Source organism: Haloglomus salinum, from assembly GCF_024298825.1.
In the GTDB taxonomy this organism is placed as follows: Archaea; Halobacteriota; Halobacteria; order Halobacteriales; family Haloarculaceae; genus Haloglomus; species Haloglomus salinum.
Genome location: NZ_CP101153.1, coordinates 3,200,963 through 3,219,125 on the forward strand (window position 1 = coordinate 3,200,963; position 18,163 = coordinate 3,219,125).

General features: G+C 68.1%; 18 protein-coding genes and 1 tRNA gene. 9 read left to right on the forward strand and 10 right to left on the reverse strand.

All coding sequences use genetic code 11. The features are described 5' to 3' along the window. Window positions 1-12: 12 nt before the first annotated feature. The gene (locus NL115_RS15555; RefSeq protein WP_254830253.1) at window positions 13-1,182 is read right to left on the reverse strand and encodes a DUF63 family protein; all 1,170 of its coding nucleotides are present in this window, start codon (window positions 1,180-1,182) and stop codon (window positions 13-15) included. A 128-nt stretch (window positions 1,183-1,310) separates the two neighbouring features. On the opposite strand from NL115_RS15555, the gene NL115_RS15560 reads away from it, so the two are divergent. Together NL115_RS15560 and NL115_RS15565 are read left to right on the forward strand one after the other, a co-directional pair. Then, window positions 1,311-2,231, forward strand: coding sequence for a complex I NDUFA9 subunit family protein (locus tag NL115_RS15560; RefSeq protein WP_254830254.1), 921 nt, complete (start codon window positions 1,311-1,313; stop codon window positions 2,229-2,231). Beyond that, the gene (locus tag NL115_RS15565) at window positions 2,228-3,232 is read left to right on the forward strand and encodes a YndJ family transporter (RefSeq protein WP_254830255.1); all 1,005 of its coding nucleotides are present in this window, start codon (window positions 2,228-2,230) and stop codon (window positions 3,230-3,232) included. The genes NL115_RS15560 and NL115_RS15565 overlap by 4 nt, the downstream gene beginning before the upstream one ends. A gap of 98 nt (window positions 3,233-3,330) precedes the next feature. Here the strand turns inward: NL115_RS15565 and NL115_RS15570 are convergent, their stop codons facing one another. Together NL115_RS15570 and NL115_RS15575 are read right to left on the reverse strand one after the other, a co-directional pair. After that, window positions 3,331-5,139, reverse strand: coding sequence for a M61 metallopeptidase family protein (locus NL115_RS15570; protein WP_254830256.1), 1,809 nt, complete (start codon window positions 5,137-5,139; stop codon window positions 3,331-3,333). 357 nt (window positions 5,140-5,496) lie between these two features. Beyond that, window positions 5,497-5,580 (reverse strand) — tRNA-Leu (locus tag NL115_RS15575). Window positions 5,581-5,694: 114 nt separating this feature from the next. Between NL115_RS15575 and NL115_RS15580 the strand changes: the two genes are divergently transcribed. Beyond that, a complete protein-coding gene (locus tag NL115_RS15580) occupies window positions 5,695-6,159 on the forward strand; it encodes a hypothetical protein (protein ID WP_254830257.1) in 465 nt (154 codons plus the stop codon). A gap of 29 nt (window positions 6,160-6,188) precedes the next feature. Here the strand turns inward: NL115_RS15580 and NL115_RS15585 are convergent, their stop codons facing one another. Beyond that, the gene (locus NL115_RS15585) at window positions 6,189-6,383 is read right to left on the reverse strand and encodes a hypothetical protein (RefSeq protein ID WP_254830258.1); all 195 of its coding nucleotides are present in this window, start codon (window positions 6,381-6,383) and stop codon (window positions 6,189-6,191) included. 109 nt (window positions 6,384-6,492) lie between these two features. Between NL115_RS15585 and NL115_RS15590 the strand changes: the two genes are divergently transcribed. Next, entirely contained in the window at window positions 6,493-6,978 is a 486-nt protein-coding gene (locus NL115_RS15590; RefSeq protein ID WP_254830259.1) for a DUF309 domain-containing protein, read from the forward strand. A 114-nt stretch (window positions 6,979-7,092) separates the two neighbouring features. On the opposite strand, the gene NL115_RS15595 is transcribed toward NL115_RS15590, so the two are convergent. After that, a complete protein-coding gene (locus NL115_RS15595) occupies window positions 7,093-8,463 on the reverse strand; it encodes a geranylgeranyl reductase family protein (protein ID WP_254830260.1) in 1,371 nt (456 codons plus the stop codon). Window positions 8,464-8,528: 65 nt separating this feature from the next. Further along, window positions 8,529-9,506 carry a MinD/ParA family ATP-binding protein gene (locus NL115_RS15600; protein ID WP_254830261.1) on the reverse strand — a complete coding sequence of 326 codons (978 nt, stop codon included), beginning with the start codon at window positions 9,504-9,506 and terminating at the stop codon, window positions 8,529-8,531. 173 nt (window positions 9,507-9,679) lie between these two features. Here NL115_RS15600 and prf1 point away from each other — a divergent pair, with 173 nt between their 5' ends. The 4 genes from prf1 (at window position 9,680) to NL115_RS15620 (ending at window position 13,005) form a co-directional block, all read left to right on the forward strand. Beyond that, window positions 9,680-10,921 (forward strand): peptide chain release factor aRF-1, encoded by a 1,242-nt coding sequence (gene prf1, locus NL115_RS15605; protein WP_254830262.1) that lies wholly within the window; start codon window positions 9,680-9,682, stop codon window positions 10,919-10,921. 102 nt (window positions 10,922-11,023) lie between these two features. Then, entirely contained in the window at window positions 11,024-11,866 is an 843-nt protein-coding gene (locus NL115_RS15610; RefSeq protein ID WP_254830263.1) for an aldo/keto reductase, read from the forward strand. Window positions 11,867-11,945: 79 nt separating this feature from the next. Then, on the forward strand, window positions 11,946-12,731 hold the full coding sequence (locus tag NL115_RS15615) for a hypothetical protein (RefSeq protein ID WP_254830264.1): 786 nt from the start codon (window positions 11,946-11,948) through the stop codon (window positions 12,729-12,731). 67 nt (window positions 12,732-12,798) lie between these two features. Then, window positions 12,799-13,005, forward strand: a complete 207-nt coding sequence (locus tag NL115_RS15620; RefSeq protein ID WP_254830265.1) for a DUF7333 family protein — start codon at window positions 12,799-12,801, stop codon at window positions 13,003-13,005. A gap of 353 nt (window positions 13,006-13,358) precedes the next feature. Here NL115_RS15620 and NL115_RS15625 read toward each other — a convergent pair whose 3' ends face one another. The 4 genes from NL115_RS15625 to NL115_RS15640 all read right to left on the reverse strand — a co-directional run bounded on the left by NL115_RS15625 (window position 13,359) and on the right by NL115_RS15640 (window position 16,910). Continuing rightward, entirely contained in the window at window positions 13,359-14,327 is a 969-nt protein-coding gene (locus NL115_RS15625; protein WP_254830266.1) for a phosphoadenosine phosphosulfate reductase family protein, read from the reverse strand. A gap of 128 nt (window positions 14,328-14,455) precedes the next feature. Continuing rightward, complete coding sequence (locus NL115_RS15630; protein ID WP_254821828.1) at window positions 14,456-15,628, reverse strand: acyl-CoA dehydrogenase family protein; 1,173 nt, start codon at window positions 15,626-15,628, stop codon at window positions 14,456-14,458. A gap of 169 nt (window positions 15,629-15,797) precedes the next feature. Then, entirely contained in the window at window positions 15,798-16,433 is a 636-nt protein-coding gene (locus NL115_RS15635; protein WP_254830267.1) for a DUF7110 family protein, read from the reverse strand. Between the two features lie 135 nt (window positions 16,434-16,568). Next, on the reverse strand, window positions 16,569-16,910 hold the full coding sequence (locus NL115_RS15640) for a glutaredoxin family protein (protein WP_254830268.1): 342 nt from the start codon (window positions 16,908-16,910) through the stop codon (window positions 16,569-16,571). Between the two features lie 168 nt (window positions 16,911-17,078). On the opposite strand from NL115_RS15640, the gene NL115_RS15645 reads away from it, so the two are divergent. After that, a complete protein-coding gene (locus NL115_RS15645; RefSeq protein ID WP_254830269.1) occupies window positions 17,079-18,149 on the forward strand; it encodes an NAD(P)/FAD-dependent oxidoreductase in 1,071 nt (356 codons plus the stop codon). The last annotated feature ends 14 nt before the right edge of the window (window positions 18,150-18,163 follow it).

The window sequence follows — 18,163 nt, forward strand, 5'->3', positions numbered from 1 at the left end:
GGGCGGCCCGCCTCAGATGCCGAACGTCGCGCGGAGCATGTCCCGGCTCCCCGGGCCGAGCCCGACCGCGAGGATGGCCACGAGCAACAGGACCGCGTACCGTGGGCTCTCCTCGAAGATACGCCGGTCGAAGACGTAGATGACCGCGGTGGCGGCGATGAGCTTCACCGCGAGGAACGGCCACGAGGTGCCGATGGCGGTCGAGAGCCACTCCGGCTGGACCGACTGTGTGATATCGACGATGATGCGGTTGACCGGGTGCTTCGAGCCGTACTCGACGGGGACGCCGATGTAGTCGAGCCAGTCGGCCGACAGCACGTTCGCCACGCCGTCGACGGCGTGCCCGAACAGGACGACGAGTCCCGCGCGGCCGGTCCCCTCGTTGATGACGGGCGCGTAGCGCTCGGCGCCCGCGTAGATGACGACCGCGAGGACCGCCGCGAGCACCAGCGTGACGATGGTCATCAGCGGGTAGAACCCGACGCCTGGAATCTCCGGGGCGATCTGCGTCGGGACGAACCAGAACAGGAAACCTGCCGTCGCCAGCAGCACGAGGCTCCCGACGGCGAAGACGAAGCGGTGGTAGCTCTCGACGACCTCGCGCCGGTCCAGCGCGACACCAGCGACCAGCACCGCCAGCGTCACCGCGAAGACGGTGAAGTAGATGACCGGGCTGATGATGAGCGTGTTCGCCGGGTACGAGAGCAGGCTCTCGACACCCGCCTCGAGCGCGGCGTTGTTGGCGTCCTCGACGACGCGGAGCGCGCCGCCGAAGAACATGAACGGGGTCAGCGCGAAGAACAGGTCCAGGGACTCACCCACCTCCAGGTACCGGAGCAGGTAGAGGACCCCGATGAGGAAGAAGATGAGCGTGATGGCGTAGCCGGCCTCCGAGACGAGCGTGTAGCCCGGCTCGGCGACGATACTGCCGGCGTTGCGGGCGGCGCTACAGCGGGTCTCCCGGAACAGCAGGTCCGGGCCGCTGTCGGTCATCACGGCGCAGCGGGCGCCCTGCGCGTCCGCGAAGACGGGGCCCCAGAAGTAGTGCCAGAGGAAGCGGTCCCAGACGAGGCGGGGGAGGGCGACGGCGCCCGCGGCGAACGCGACGACCGCTGCCGCGAACGTCGCGAGCCACGCTCGCTCCGGGCTGACATCGATATCGAACCGCTCGGTCGCGGCCATGTCCGGAGACCGGCGCGCCCGGTGTTTCAGCGTTCCGGACCTGTGCCCCGGGAGCGCACCGGCCCGTCCGATCGCCGTGGGCCGGACCTGCCCCGGTGTTTTACCCCGGCGCGGTCCTCCGCCCGCGTATGGACGTCCTCGTCGCGGGCGGCACCGGCTTCGTCGGGCGCCCGGTCTGCCGTGTCCTCGCCGACCGGGGACACCGTGTGACCGCCGCCTCGCGCTCGCCCGACGCCGTGTCGCTGCCCGACGCAGTCGTGCGGGCCCGGGCGGACGTGACCGACAGCGACCTCCGGGGGCTCGTCGCGGGCCACGATGCCGTCGTCAACCTGGTCGCGCTCCCCTCGCACGTCCAGCCGCGGGCCAGCCACGAGGCGGTCCATCTCGGCGGGACCCGGCACCTGCTCCGGGCGAGCGAGGCCGCCGGCGTCGACCGGTTCGTCCAGCTCTCCGGCCTCGGCGTCGACGACGGCGTGGAGACGGCCTACTTCCGCGCGAAGCGACGGGCCGAGCGAGCCGTCCGCGAGTCGGGCCTCGACTGGACCATCTACCGCCCGTCAGTGGTGTTCGGCGACGGCTGTGCGTTCCTCCCCTTCCTCGAGCGTCTGGCCCGGTTCGGGGTAGTGTCGCTCCCCGGTGGCGGGCGGACGCGGCTGCAACCGATGTGGGTCGGGGACCTTGCACCGATGGTGGCGAGCGGCGTCACCGACGCCCGACACGTCGGCGCGACCTATCGACTCGGCGGGCCCGAGCGGCTCACGCTCGCGGCGGTTCTCGCGATGGTCGCCGACGACCCGCTCGTCCTCCCCGTGCCGATGCCGGTCGCGCGGCTGGGCGCGGCAGTCCTCGACCGGGTGCCCGGGGTTCCGGTCGGCCTGGACCAGTACCGCGCCACGACGCTCGACAACACCGTGGCCGACAACGACGTGACCGCGTTCGACACCACCGAGGCGTCGCTCTGGCGGCTCGGAGACTACCTCCGTGACGGTGCCACGCCCGCAGGGGCAGCGTCCGAGACGCCGAACGCCACGGAGGTGGACGAGCCGTGAGCGCGGCGGAGTACGGCCGTCGCGACGGGGCCATCGCGAGCCAGCGGCTCCGGGTTGGCGGCTACCGGGTGACGGACCTGACCGCGGGTGCCGGCGCGCTCGTCTGGCTGGCGACCGTCCTCCTCGGCGTCACTGGCTCGGCCGCGCTCTCGGCCGTCGACCGGTTCGTCGCACTGGCGGTGCTGATGCTGGTCCCCCTCGGCCTCGGCCAGGTGTCGTCGCCGGACTCCCGACTCGGGGTGCTGGCTGCCCGTGGTGCCATCGTCGCCTCGTTCCCGGCTGCGCTGGCAGTCGTCGCGGCCCTCGCGCTCCCCGTCGGGTCGCCCGTCTCCGTCCTACTGGCGCTCCCGTGGCTGGCCGTCACCGGCACTATCGCTGTCGTCGGACTCTCGCGGCTCCGCGAACGGGGACTCGACTCGCTACCGGAACTGTCTGTGACCGCGGCGCTGCTCTACGTCCCGGTCGGCGCGGTGGCGCTGGTCCTGCACCGGGCCGGCCTCTTCCTGCGCTTCGAGCCCATCATCGTCCTGCTGACGGCTGTCCACTACCACTACGCCGGGTTCGTCCTCCCGCTCACGGCCGGCCTGACCGCGCGCGTCGTCGACGCGGACGGGGGGTTCGAGGGGCCCGTCGGTCGGCTGGCCGCCGCCGCGCTCCTGGTGCTCGTGGGGAACATCGCGCTCATCGCAGTCGGAATCACGTTCTCGCCGCTGCTGGAGGTCGTCGCCGTGGCACTGTTCACCGTGGCGGTGGCCGTGTTCGCCGCCGTCGCGCTCCGCCGGGCCGTGCCCCGGCTTCCGCGGGTACCGGCGACGCTGCTGGCGGTCGCGTGCTGTACGCTGTTCGCCTCGATGGCGCTCGCGCTGGCCTACGGCTACTCCGCGTTCCGTCCGAGCGACGCGCTGGTCGGCATCGGGACGATGGTCCGCTGGCACGGCGCACTCAACGCGTTCGGCTTCGCGGTTCCGGCACTGCTCGCCTTCCGGCTGCTGGATGATTGATTCGCTCGAATCTGTGAGATGTATGCCATATTCTGGAGATACTATGATAATATCTCCAATTATTGATTTATGGCCCTCTGACGCGGGGATTCCCGATGCTACTCCCGTCGTCGCGCCCGCGCCAGCTGCCACACCAACAGGACGGTCCCCGCGGCGAGCGCTCTCGTGACGCCGAATCCAGGGCCGTCCCGGACCGCGGGACCGCCGCCCGTCCCGTTCCCGTCGTTCCCGTCACCATCCAGCAGGCCGGGCTCGGGGGTCGCCGTCGAACTGCTCGCGTCGTAGGGGTCGCTCCCCTGGCCGAGCTCGGCGGCGTTCGTAACGCCGTCGCCGTCCACGTCGTCGCTGGTGGCGACGGTGAGGCGAGTCGACTGCTGGCCGTAGAACGTCTCGACGCGCAGCGTCGCCTCGCCGGCCGCGAACCGGACCGTCGATGGGTCGCTACCGGTGACGTTCACCGCTGTCGTCCCGTTCCCGGCCCGGACCACGACGCCCACCTCGGGGTGGCGAACACGGACCGGTATCCCGGCGGGGAGCGGGGTGTCGGAGACGGCGACCCATTCGTCGCCGCGGCGCCACTCCGTCCCTGCGGGGCCGACGGTCACGTCGGAGGCGGGGTAGGCGTCCGCGACGGGCGCGGGGACCGGCTCCGACCCGTCGACGTGGCGGTCGAGCCAGTCGGCCTGTGACTCGCCGGCCGTCGCGTCCACCATCGACCGGAAGTCGGCGTACGTGACGTTCCCCTCGTGGGCGTTCAACCGGCGGAAGATGTCCTGGAGGGTCCGCGACCCGTTCGTCGATGTCCGGATACGGCGGTCCAGTGCGGCCAGCGTCCGGGCGCCGCGGGTCGCCCACGCCCGGTACTGGGCGCCGGTCGTCTCCGTCAGCACGGTGTCGCCGAAGCGGTCCGGAACCCGGAACTGGCGGTCGAATCGGGTCTCGTCCACCTTGCCACGCTGGTAGGGGGTCAACGCCATGTAGTAGAACGCGCTGGCCTCTGTGAACCACTGCATCTCGGGCGTCGGGGTGTAGTTCTGCCGCGTATGGACGTACTCGTGGACGAAGATGGGTTCGTGGACGCGGGCCCCGTTCGCGCCGGCCGTGGTGGCGGCATCCGCGGCGATCCACATATCCGCGCTGGTCGCCAGGCCCCCCACGCCGCCCTCGCCCCCCTCGACGCCGATGGGCCGTGGCGCGATGAACGCCGTCACGGTGGGGTCGCGCGCGCCGACCCGGATGGTGCCGGCGATGCTCGCGAGGGTCTCGGCGTACGCGCTGGCGGTCGCGTTCGTCTCCACGGCGGTCGGGTGAACGACGGTGAACTGCTGGCCTGCCCCGGAAGTGTTCGCCACGCGGTAGGCCCCGAGGTAGGCCATCGCACGCCCGGCATAGCCGTTCGGCACCGAGAACTGCCGCTCGTAACTCGTCTCGCCGAAACTCCGCCACGAGTACGCGGCGTCGAAGTCGGTCATGTCGACCAGCGCCCAGTCGTCGGTCGCGGCGAACCTGACACTCTCCCCGACCGTCCGGTTGACCGGTGCCCGGTAGGTCAACGTCGGGTCCTCGGTCCGGCCGTCCCACTCGTACGCCCCCCCGTCGGCCCGGTCGAACCCGTCGGTTCCGGTCACCTCGACGGTGCCGGGGAGCGTGACCCGGAACTCGGCGGTCGGCTCCGTGATGCCCACACCGAGTTCGACGCGGACCGTTCCGGGGTCGGCCAGCCGGACGGTGTGGCGGACAGTTCCGGCGGTAGACGGCCTCTCGACGGCGATATAACCTGTGTCGGCTGCGGTCGGTGGACCGCCGGTTCCGGCCTGCGATGGCTCCGGGACGACCGCCGCAGCCGGGACGCCGGCCGTCGCCACGAGCAGCACGGAGACCACGATGACGGCCGCACGGATTCGCATGCCCACCCGTCGAACACCACGCCGTATAGCGCTTCTGGCCGTTTCCGTGGTCGCCCTCCTGTCGCTGGTGGTGCGGTGAGTGATGCGGGGGAAGATCGCTCCGAGGCGACCTTCCGCACGTTGGACGTGCGGGGGACGGGATTCGAACCCGTGGACCACCGGAAGACGTTCCTGCTCGCTCGCTTCGCTCGCTGTGCGGGCTGCGACTTCCGAGGTCTCGTTCGGTCGCCTCCGGCGACGCTCACGAGACCTCTACAGGAGCGAATTTCGAGTCCGCCGCCGTTTCCAGGCTCAGGTGGTTCCAGTAGGATGATGCGGGGGAAGATCGCTCCGAGGCGACCTTCCGCACGTTGGACGTGCGGGGGACGGGATTCGAACCCGTGGACCTCTACAGGAGCGGATCTTGAGTCCGCCGCCGTTTCCAGGCTTGGCTACCCCCGCGCGCATCGGAGAATCCGGCGTTGCCGGGCAAAACCGTTGCGGAGGCCAGTCACGTCCGGGCGCCGGCTCGCGAGAACCGGGCCGCTGAAACCGCTGGCACGCGTACGGTGGTGTATGACCAAGCCCCCGCACCTCTACCGCGACCCCGACCTGGAGACACGTGACGACCTCCTGCTCGAGATCGCGGTCGAGAGCAGCCGCCGACGGCTCGAACTCTCCGACCGGGTGGTCTCGCTGCTCGTCGACGACCTCGAGTACGAACGGCCGGACGTCGTACCGTTCGTGATGGCGAAGGCGTTCGTGCTCGCGGGTGGGGCGACGCTCCCGGAACGAGGGGGCGACGACGAGCGTGACCTCGCCTGGCGACTGGGTGGCGCCGACGGTGGCCGGAAGGCGTCGACGGCCGACCTCGAACGAACCGCCGAGTACCTCGAATCCGTGGAGGTGCCCGACCGGTCGCTGGAGCCCCTGCAGGAACTGGTCCGGTCGAGCCGGCTCGGGGAGTTCTGTGACCCCGACGCCATCAGCGACCGCTCCGAGCGAGTCAACCGGCTGCGCGACATCGCGCGGGACCTCTGAGCGATTCGGAGCGGGGTGGGTCCCGCGACTCAGGCCACGAGACGGGCCTCACACGCCGGACATTCGGGTTCGTCGAGCAACTGCTGGCTCGCGAGGTCGTCGACGCAGATGTGACAGTAGTAGGCACCGCAGTCCGCGCACCGCTCACCGCCGGGGACGCCGACCTCGACGGCGTCACCGCATCGCTCGCACTCGACCGTATCGGTCGTCGCGTCAACGTCCATGAACCATGGTTACGTGCCCCACGGCAAGAAGCTTCGGCTCGTTGTGACTGTCGAACGGCGAGGGCATACTGACCGACGCCGTTACAGCCCTCGCGGCGGAAGCCGAGGCATGGACGACCACACCCGCGACCCGACCGTGGGCCCGCCGACCCGCGGGGACCCGACGGGGTGGCGCGACGACGGCCGCTGGGAGCACGGGACCCTCCGGCGGGCGACGGTCCACGGCGTGCGCCTCTACAACAGCGGCGAGTTCCACGAGTCACACGACTGCTTCGAGGACGAATGGTACAACTACGGCCGCGGCTCCACCGAGAGCAAGTTCCTCCACGGGATGGTGCAGGTCGCCGCGGGCGCGTACAAGCACTTCGATTTCGAGGACGACGAGGGAATGCGTTCGCTCTTCGGGACGGCGCTCCAGTACTTCCAGGGCGTCCCCCGGGACTACTACGGCGTCGACGTGCTCGACGTGCGCACGGTCCTGACCAACGCGCTCGAGGACCCGACGGTTCTCCACGGCTGGGCCATCACGCTCGACGAGGAGGTTCGGGAGGCCGACGCCGAGGACCTCGCCTACGCGGAGTCGCTGGAGCACTGACCCCGGTTCGGCTACCGGAGGTCTCGCGAGTGGACCGGGTGAGACCACGCGCGAGGAAGCGACCGGAGTGGTGGACTCGCGGGAGACGGACGCAGGGTGCGGGAGAACTGCTCGTCAGTATTTGGGGTCGGCGCCGGTGATCTCGTACAGCTCGTCCATCACCTGGTCCCGACGGTCGCGCCAGGCCTCGAAGCCGTCCGGCGAGGTGGGGTAGTCGTCGTAGATGTCCCGGAGGTCGGCCGCGAGGCCGTTGACCTTCCGGAGTTCCAGCAGCGTGCTCCAGTGGCCGAACGTCCTGACGAGTGTCTTCAGCTTGAGGCCCAGGCTCATCGAGGCGGTCCCGTCGCGGGCCATCACGTCGGCGATCTGCTGCCCCGGTAGCGCCGAGATGACGCTGACGAGGTCGTCCACGTCGTAGGTGCCGCCCCAGATGTTGTACAGGTCCATCGCGGCGAACCGCTTGCCGAAGTCGGTCTGGACCTTGCGGTTGTAGTCCCAGAAGGCAGCCTCGTCGTCCGTGGTGCCCTCGGAGATGGCCTCGACGGCCTCGAGTGCGGCCCAGTGGCCGGCCTTCGCCGCGCCGGGGATACCGCCACCCGTGGTCGGGTTGACGTGGGCCGCGGCGTCACCGACGGCGATGAAGCCGGGAGCCGTCGCGGAGTCGTACGGCCGGCGGGTCGGGAGCGCGGCGCCGAGTTTGTCCTTGACGGTGGCGTTCTGGAACTCGGGGCGGTTGCGGACGTCGTCTCGCAGGACGCTCACGAGCTTCATCGGGTCCTTGTTCATCTGGAAGCCGAGCCCGACGTTGATCTCCGTCTTCGTCCGGGGGAAGTACCAGAGGTAGCCCAGTTCCGCGGTCGGCTTGAACACGAGCGCATCGTGGTAGTCGACCGGTTCCTCGACCTCGATGACCTCGCGGTAGGCCGAGCAGAACTGCGAGTAGCTGACGTTCGTATCGAAGGTGGGGTCGCTCAGGTCGGTGCGGTCCTGGAGGATGGAGAGCGCGCCCGCGGCGTCGATGACGACGTCGGCCTCGTAGGTGGTGACCGACCCCTTCGAGGCGGTCTTGACGCCTTCGACCTTGCCGTTCTGGATGACATCCTGGACGACGGTGTCGTAGTGGATGTCCGCGCCGGCCTTGGCGGCCTCCTCGAGGAGGATTTCGCCGTAGCGCTTGCGGTCGAGAACGGCGCCGCCATCCCCCTGCATCTGGATGTCGAGCGTGCCGCCCTGTGGGTTCTCGAACACCGCGCGCCGGATGCCGTCGTTCGTGAACGATTCCCGGCGGAGTCGCTCGCGGTCGATGACGTCGGGGAACGTCGACGTTCCCTTGACGGCGTCACCGCAGGCGATGTGCCCCGCCTCCTCCTCGGACTTGCGTTCGAGGATGGCGACGTCCACACCCTCGCGGGCAGCCGTGGCTGCGGCGAACGCGCCGGCCGTCCCGCCACCGACCACGAGGATGTCGTACGTCTCGGCTGGCATGTTCTGAGGTTATCCGACCCGAACTTAAAATACACTCCTTTCGGGTCGGCTCGCGGCCGCCGGCGTCAGTCCAGTCCGAATCGGCCGAGTAGCCCGTCGTCTCCCTCGTCGCTCTCGTCGTCCGCTCCGTGTCCGTCGCCCTCGCCGGAATCGTTCGTCTCCGTCTCCGGGTCGGTCCCTGTCCCCGACGCCCCGGGCCCGCCGCCGTCGGCCGCGCTGTCGGCCTCGGCCTCGACAGCCCGGCTCCACTCTTCGAGGCCGTCGGCGAGTCGGTCGTAGGCCTTCGCGGCAGGCGCATCGGGCACGCTGTAGCGGACCGGTTCGAGGTCGGCCGTCCGGCTGTCCTCCGGGATGACGCCGACCGCCTCGACGCCGACCTCGTCGGTCACGTCCCTGACGTTCGTCTGCTCGTCGGCCCGGTTCACGACGGTCCCGACGAGCGAGGCACCGTTGCGCTGGCACTCGATAGCCGTCGCGTTGGAGGTCTGGATGTGGGACTCGTCGGGTGAGGTCACGACCGCGACGCCGTCGGCGACCGTCACCGGCGCCGTCGCCGCCACTGACTCCCCACCCGTGTCGATGACGACGGCGTCGTAGGCCATCACCAGCTCCTGGAGAACGTCTTCGAGCTCGTTCGGGTCGGCCGCTGCGACGCGCCGGTCGGAGGGCCAGCCCGCGATGACGGGGATGGTGTCGATGTCGGGGAACCCCGTTTCGTCCACGCCGGCGAACTCCTCGTCCCCGGCGCGGAACGCGGTCCGGTCGTCGGCGAGCGCTTCCCGGTAGGCCAGGAGGTCCGCCTCGGGTACCGTCTCGCCCGAGAGTTCGTACTCGACGGTCGCCTCGCGAATCGTCGCCTCGCCGTCGAACACGTCGTCGAGGGTGTGTTCGGGCTCGATACCGAGGCGTGAGGCGACGTTCCCGCTGAGATCCGCATCCAGTACGGCGGCGTACTGGCCGCCGGCACGGAAGGCGACGGCGACGTTCAACGCTGTCGCCGTCTTGCCGGCCCCGTCCGCACCGGCGACGGCGTAGATATCCATGGGTGTGAATACGTCGCTATCCCCTTAATAAACTGTCCCACCATTGCCGGGTTCCGACCCGCCCGCGGGGGAGCGGACACGTCCGGGGCGCCGGCTCACTGCCGGGACCGGACCGCGTGCCGGTGCCTCGGACTGTCAACAGTTACTTACACCCCATTGGCCTAGAACCGACAATGAGTCAGCAGGACGCCGAACAGTCGGACAAACAGAAGTACGAGTTCAAGAAGGTCATCGAGGAGCTGAAGGATTTCGAGGGGTCGGGCACGCAGCTAGTGAGCATCTACATCCCCGAGGACCGTCAGATCAGCGACGTCGCCCAGCACGTCACCCAGGAGCACTCGGAGGCCTCGAACATCAAGTCCAAGCAGACCCGGACCGCGGTGCAGGACGCGCTGACCAGCATCAAGGACCGGTTGAAGTACTACGACACCTACCCACCGGAGAACGGGATGGTCATCTTCTCGGGCGCCATCGACAGCGGCGGCGGCCGAACGGAGATGATAACGCGGACGCTGGAATCACCGCCCCAGCCCATCGAGTCGTTCCGCTATCACTGCGACTCGGACTTCCTCACGGGGCCGCTGGAGCATATGCTCGAGGACCAGGGCCTGTTCGGCCTCGTCGTCCTCGACCGGCGCGAGGCCAACGTCGGCTGGCTCCGGGGCAAGCGCGTCGAGGCGGTCAAGTCCGCCTCCTCGCTGGTCCCCGGCAAGCAGCGGAAAGGTGGCCAGTCCGCCCAGCGATTCGCCCGGCTCCGACTCGAGGCCATCGACAACTTCTATCAGGAGGTCGCGGGGATGGCCGACGACCTGTTCGTCCCGAAGCGCCACGAGATGGACGGCATTCTCGTCGGTGGCCCCTCGCCGACGAAGGACGAGTTCCTCGACGGTGACTACCTCCACCACGAACTCCAGGACCTCGTCCTCGGGAAGTTCGACGTCTCCTACACGGACGAATCCGGGCTCAAGGACCTCGTGGACGCCGCCAGCGACGTACTGGCCGACCACGAGGTGATGAAGGACAAGCGGCAGATGGAGGAGTTCTTCGAGGAGCTCCACGACGGCGAGCGGGCCACCTACGGCTTCTCCCAGACCCGGCAGAACCTCATGATGGGGTCGGTCGACCGCCTGCTCATCTCCGAGGACCTCCGGCAGGACGTCGTCGTCTACGACTGCGGCGGGAAGGAGGAGTTCGAGACGGTCAGCCGCCGTGCCGAGACACCCGAGCACGAGTGCGAGAACGGCACCGAGGCCGAGGTGAAAGAGCGCGAGGACGCCATCGACCACCTCATCGAGATCGCCGAGCAGCGCGGCACCGAGACGAAGTTCATCTCCACCGACTTCGAGAAGGGCGAACAGCTGATGACCGCCTTCGGTGGCGTCGCCGGCATCCTCCGCTACTCGACCGGCGTGTAAGCGGGCGGAGCTGCTATCGCGTCAGGGCTTCTCGCGCCGCCCGAGGTCGATGCGTCCGGTTCCCCAACGGCTATTCGGCTCGGCGTCGGAGTTCGAACCGACATGAGTGACCAGCAACAGCAGCGCGTCGGTGGTCCGGAGTCGCGTGGCATGCCGATGCTCGGCCTCGGAACGTGGCAGAACGACGACCCGGACCAGTGCGCGGAGACGGTCGCGACGGCCCTGGAAACCGGCTACCGGCACATCGACACGGCCCAGGCCTACCGGAACGAGGACGCCGTCGGCGAGGGCATCGAGCGGGCGGCCGTGGACCGCGAGGACGTCTTCCTCGCGACGAAGGTCTGGATCGACAACCTGGGCCACGACGACGTCATCACGACGACCGAGGACAGCCTCGACCGCCTCGGGGTCGACTACGTCGACCTCCTGTACGTCCACTGGCCCGCCCGCGAGTACGACGCCGAGGAGACACTTGGCGCGTTCGAACAGCTCCGGAACGAGGGGCTGGTGGAGCGCATCGGTGTCTCCAACTTCGAGCCCGAGCACCTCGACCAGGCGACGGAGGTGCTGGGTGAACAGCCGTTCGCCAACCAGGTCGAGATGCACCCGCTCCTCCAGCAGCGCGAACTGCAGCGCTACACCGAGGACAACGGTGTCGAACTGGTCGCGTACTCCCCGCTCGCGCGCGGCCAGGTGTTCGAGGTCGACGAACTGACGACCATCGCCGAACGCCACAGCGTGAGCGAGGCGCAGGTGTCGCTGGCGTGGCTCCGCGAGAAGGGCGTCACCGCCATCCCGAAGGCGACGGGTGAGGACCACGTCGTCGACAACTGGCAGTCGCTGGACCTCGAGTTGAGCGACGAGGAGGTCGACACCATCGACGGCATCGAGGAGACCGATCGCCGGGTCCATCCCGACTTCGCTCCCGAAGCCTGGGGCGAGTAAGCGGCCGGAATCGGGCGGCCGTCCCGACCCGACACCGACGGGCGGAAGGTTGACGTATGGCGGCCGCAACCGCACCGACATGTCGACCGAGCAGCGCGACGGCGTCGTCGACGGCGTCCGTCTCGACGTGCAGCGGTTGCACGAGACGTGGATGGAACTGCTGTTCCCCCGCCAGCGTGGCGCCCAGCACTCGGTGCTCGGCAAGTGGAAACCCTCCACCACCGGTGACAAGGCGAAGTATCGCATCTGGGGTGCCCTCGGCGTCCCTGTCGTCCTCGTGCTGTACCCCCTGATGTTGCTCGGCGTGGCCGTCCGGTTCTACTCGCGCCGGTTCGACAGTCTGGCCACCCGCATCGGCCTGGGCGGCACCGTCCTCGTGATGACGGTCATCTGGGGGGCACTGACGGCCATCGTGAGAACGTACGGCGGGTTCGGGCAGGTCGGCTTCATCGCCGTCCTCGTCGCGAGCGTCACCGCCGTCGTCTCGTCGGCACTCGCCTTCATCTTCTGGGCGAAGGGCGGCCGGGCGACGACGGTGCTGCTGGCGTACCCGTTCGGCGTGACGGCGCTCCTGCTCCCACCGGTGGTGGCCGCCTTCTACTCCGATGCGGTCGGCGCCGTCGTGTTCACGCAGAGCCGTCAGATCGCCATCGTCCTGCTGAACCAGGTGTTCCAGCCCATCGGACTCAAGGAACTGCTGGAGTCGCAGTTCGAACTCCAGGGCTTCGCCTTCGTCCTCATGTGGTTCGGCATCGCGGTGCCGCTGGGCTGGCTCCTTGGACTGGTGGTGACGCTGGCGAATCTCACCCGCCCGCAGGACGAGGACGAGAACAGATCCGGCGGTGCCGAGGCATCCGACGACTGATCGCCGGGGAATCGGCAGGCCTCCCCGCTGGACCAATCCTCATTACCGGTTCGCGCCTACACGGGGTATGGAGTTCGACCTGACCGTCACGGCCGGAATCTTCGCCGCCATCATCGCGGTCGGCATCGGTGGCCTCGTCGCCGCACCCATCCCGATGGACACCAGCACCATCCTGATGATGGTCCTCCCGTCGACCGTCGTGTTCGGCGTCATCTGCCTCGCACTCGGTGTGAAACACGGGGAGTTCCGGGCAGGGGCGTCTGGCAGATTGTAGGTCTATAAGAGAGGATACTATTCCAAAGAGTGTCTGATAAATCCATAGAATTTGCCATAATCTGTGCAATTTTCGATTAATCGATGGGTGGCTGCCGCAGCCCACTCGCTATCCAGCACGTTGGGGTCGGCAGGTGGAACGGGCAACATAGGCCGCGCTCGTGGATCAGGAATCGCCGCCTGCATACGCGCGCCGGAGGCGCGCGTTTCACCGGGCCGAGCGCAGCGAGGCCCGGCCTTTTTTCTGAACGTTTTTTGCGACGAGCGATTTCTCGGCGGAGCCGAGAAATGTATAGCTGGCGGCGGAGCCGCCAGCCGGTGGCCGAAGGCCACCCGAGTCGGAAAAAAGCTCGTTTACATGTAACCGAGGTCGCGCAGCCGCTCCATCAGGTCCTCCTTGTCCTGGGCGCGGTTGCCGCGCTCGGAGGTGTTCGCCATGTCCTGCAGCCAGGCCGGTTCGTCGGCGGACTTGCCCGTCGAGACCTCGGAGCCGAGCGAGCGGAAGCCCTCGAAGTACTTCGGCGAGACCGGGATGTCCTCGGGGGTGAGGTCGTTCGGGAGGTCGTCGAGCGACTGCGGCACGTAGCCGTCGTCGGGGTACTCGGCGACCGTCTCCGGCACGACGAAGTACCAGAACGCGTCCCAGACATCGGCCTCCATGAACTGGAGGATGGGCTGGATGCGGTCGTGGGGCGGGTAGATGTCCGGGTCGTGGCGGGGCGAGAAGAACGTCTCGTCGGCCCGGGCCTCCTGCTCGTCCCAGCGGATACCGGAGATGATGCCGTCGATGTCGTGCTCCTCCAGTGCGTCGTTCAGCGCGACCGTCTTGAGGAGGTGGTTGCCGACGTACGTGTCCAGCAGGAACGGGAAGGTGTCCTCCTCGTATTCGAGGATGTCCCGGACGTGGTGCTGGTTGTGCTCGGAGAGCGCATCGATGGGGATGTCGTCGCCGGGTTCGAGGCCGTTCTCGTCGACGTACTCGCCGACGTCCGTGTTCCGCGCGTACTCGACCTCGAGGTCCCACTCGTCGGCCCAGCGCTCGACGAAGTCCATCAGCTCGTCGAAGTGCTGGTAGTGGTCGATGAACACCGTCGGCGGCATCTCCAGGTCGAACTGGTCGACGACCTCCTTCACGAAGTACAGCGTGAGCGTCGAGTCCTTCCCGCCGGTCCACATGATGGCGGGGTTCTCGTACTCGCGCAGGCCCGTCTCGACGACCTCGAGGGCCTTCTCGATCTTGTCCTCGATGGTCGGGTAGTCCTCGGGGTCCTCGCCTTCGCCGTCCGTGTAGTCGACGTCCAGGTAGTCGGGGAAGTCGGTCATCTCGTAATGAGATATAATTAGCGAGTTGTAAGTGCTTTTCGGCAGGATTCGCGGGTGCTAACGGGTAACACACCAGGTTAGGCGGGCCATACTGAGGATGCCCGCCAGCGAAGGCCGCTGGGTCGGAATCAGTAGCCAGGGATGTCCGTCAGCTCGTAGCCGACGATGAGCTTCTGGATCTCCGTGGTGCCGTCTGGGATGGTCATCGTGCGGGCGTCGCGGTAGTAGCGCTCGAGGGGGTAGTCCTTCGAGAGCCCGTTGGCGCCGAAGACCTGCATCGCGTTCGAGGCGCCCTCGACGGACTGCTCGCAGGCGTAGCCCTTCGCGAGCGAGGACATCAGGCGGGCCTCGTCGTCGCCGCGCTCGACCAGGTCCGCGGCGTGGTAGGTGAGCAGGCGGGAGGTCTCCAGCGAGCACTTGATCTGGTAGAGCAGGTCCTGGACGAGCTGCTTGCCGGCGATGGGGCCGCCGCCGACCTCGCGCTCCTTCGCGTAGTCCAGCGCCTCCTCCATACAGGCCTGCAGGATGCCGACGGACATCGCGGCCATCCCCGTGCGCATGTACGAGAAGATGGCGTTGAGCGGCTTCGCGCTCTGGAACATCGGCGCGTCCATGATAGCGCCCTCGCCCTCGGCGACCATGTTGCCGACGGCGGTCATCAGCTTGTTCTCCTCGGGGACGCGGATGTCGTCGAAGAACATCTGGCCCGTCGGCGAGCCCTTCCAGCCGAGCTTGTCGAGTTCGCGCGTCTCGAACCCGGTCGTCTCCTTGTCGACGATGAAGAAGTCACGCGTGTCCGTCTCCTGGTCCTGCGCGACGACCAGCGCCATGTCCGCGATGGTGGCGTTCGACACCCACGTCTTCTCGCCGTTGATGACGTACTCGTCGCCGTCCTTCCGGGCGGTCGTGTTGGGGTTGGCCGTGTCGCTGCCGCCCTCCGGTTCGGTGACGGCCATGCACGCGATACAGGAGCCGTCCTCGACCTTGTCGGTCAGTGCCTCGCGGGTTCGTTCGCCGGCGTACTTCCCGAACTGCGCCGGGAACGACATCATCAGTGCGACGTTCAGCGACGGCCACACCCGCGAGAGCTCCTCGGAGGTGATGGTGTATGTCATGGGGTCGGCGAACCCCTCCCCGGAGGCGGGGCCGACGCCGAGCTCGCCGAGTTCCTGCTGGTACGCGACGACCTCGTCCTTGCTCAGGGCCTCCTTGTCGGCCTCCGGCAGGTCCGGGGCGATCTCGTTCTCGAGGAAGTCACGCAGCGAATCTTTGAACATCCGGTCCTCGTCTGAGAGCTGCATACACACCTCCTCGTGGGGCTACTGCCTCGTCGTTGTCCATCACATATGCGGCCCTTCTTGACCCTCCAGGCGAGGCCGCGTTCCCACTGCCCTCTGGTACCGAGTGTCGTGGTGTGGCCCGCGAAGGGTCGGCCGAACGGGGCCAGGAGTTGCCGAAGAAGCGGCGGGGTCAGTTGATGAACTTGTTGTCGCGCCAGTCGACGCCCCCGTTCTCCGTCTCACGGGGGTCCTCGACGACCTTCACGCGGGCGGCGCGGTCCTCGCCGTCCACGATGCGGACCGCCTCGAGGTCCTCACCGACCGCGGTGATAGCCTCGAGCGAGCCCTTGTCGGCCGTCCGTGCGAGGTTGCACAGCACCTCGAACATCGGGTACTGGAGCTCGGTGTTCTGGAGCACCGTCTCGCGGTCGCCCTTGAAGCAGGCGTACTCGATGAGCTTCGAGCGGACCTCCTGCTCGGCCTCCTGCTCGCCGCCGAGGCTGGACCAGGAGGGGCCACCGCCGCCGCCGTCGCCGCCCGAGGAGACCGAGCCGCCGGGGCCGTCGTCCGGGGGCGTCTCCTGCCACTCACCGTCCTCGTTCTCGTAGACACGGTTCTCCGTCACGCTGGCTTTCAGCTGAGCGGTCGGGGTGTACTTCGAGAGGTTCTCCTCGGCGGCGACCGAGGAGATGATGAGCGTGTTGTTCCGGCGGGTAATCTCGATGTCCTTGATCTCCACTGGGAGGTCCGGGTCCTCGAAGAAGGAGTGGACGTCGTCTAGCGGCAGTTCGAGTGTCGAATGGAGTCTGAATACCCTGCTGTTCATAGTATCCCTGTCCCTTGGGAGCGGCCGACCCCCAACAGTTGGGTGGTCATGTGAGTATAAGGATTTCTCACTTATAGTTGTGTCTCTCGGGGCCGATGCCACGAGAACGAGGCGCTCGTGAGCGTACCGGACGACTCAGGCCTGTAGCGTCTCCCCGAGGTCGCCACGCTCCTCCAGTTCGACCAGCACGTCGCTGCCGCCCACGAACTCGCCGTCGACGAACGTCTGTGGGATGGTTTCCCACCCGCTGTGGTCCTCCAGTGCCGCCCGGTACTCGTCGAGCGACTCCAGCACGTCGACGGTCTCGAACTCCTCGCGATACTGCTTGATGAGGGTCAGTGCCCGGTCGGAGTAGCCACACTGTGGCATCATCGGTGTCCCCTTCATGAACAGCACCACCTCGTTGTCGGCGATGGTGCTGGCCACCTGCTCGTCGACTTCGTCCTGCGGGAGACTGCTCTCGGGGTCGAACGTCATGTGTTGCGTTCGAATGCGGCGATGCATATCCCTTGCGGGCGCCCTGGTCCCCGGCTACCCGTCCAACCGGAACGGCGGTCGGTCACGTGGCCGCGGCTCACCGTCAGGGAATCGGGTTACCCGGGCGCTACCGACCAGTTAACTGTAACCCCGTCCTACCCGGACCCGATGACCGATAGCGAGAGCCAGGACGTCGACGAGTACGAGGTCGCGGTGGTCGGCGGCGGGCCGGCCGGACTGACGACGGCGGTCTACACGACTCGACTGGGGCACGACACCGTCGTCATCAACCGCGGCGGCGGCCGGGCGGCGATGATGCTGGATACCCACAACGTCATCGGCGTCACCGAGGACGTGAGCGGTAACGAGTTCCTCCAGACCGCCCAGCAGCAGGTCAAGGAGTACGGCGCCGACTACCACCGCGACTTCGTGAGTGATGCCGAGCGCACCGAGGACGGCCGCTTCCGCCTCACCGCCAACGAGGTCGAGGTCGTCGTCGACCACGTCGTCCTCGCCACGGGTTTCTCCGACGTGCGGCCGGACCCCCCGCTCCCGCGCACGGGCCGGGGCCTCCACTGGTGTCTCCACTGCGACGCCTACATGTTCGTCGACCAGCCGGTCTGGGTGATGGGAACCGGCGAGGCCGCCGCGAAGGTCGCGATGATAATGCTCAACTTCACGGACGAGGTCGACCTCCTCACCCGCGGCGACGAGCCCGAGTGGTCCGAGGAGACCGACCGGCAGCTCGCGGCCCACCCCATCGACGTCGTCCACGACGACATCGAGAGCATCGAGAAGGGCGAGGACGGCTGGCTCGAGGCCTTCGTCTTCGAGGACGGCACGCGTCGCGCGTACCGCGGCGGCTTCCCGATGTACGGTAGCGACTACAACACCGGCCTCGCCGAGCAGCTCGGTGTCGACCTCAACGACGACGGAACCATTGCCGTCGACGACCACGGCCGCACCAGCGTCGAGGGCGTCTCGGCCGTCGGCGACATCGTCCCCGGTCACAACCAGATTCCGGTCGCGATGGGCCAGGGTGCGAAGGCCGGCATCGGCATCCACTACCGCCTCCGCAAGTACCCGCGCTCGCTCGATGACATCGAGTCCGAGGGCGAGGTCACCGCGGAGCAGGTGCCCGGGATGAGCCCGGAGATGCGCCGACGCGCCCGCGAGCACAACGCGAACGCGGCCGCTCCCCCGGTCGAGGAACCGGAGCCCGAGACGGCGGACGACTGATCCACCGCTGAATC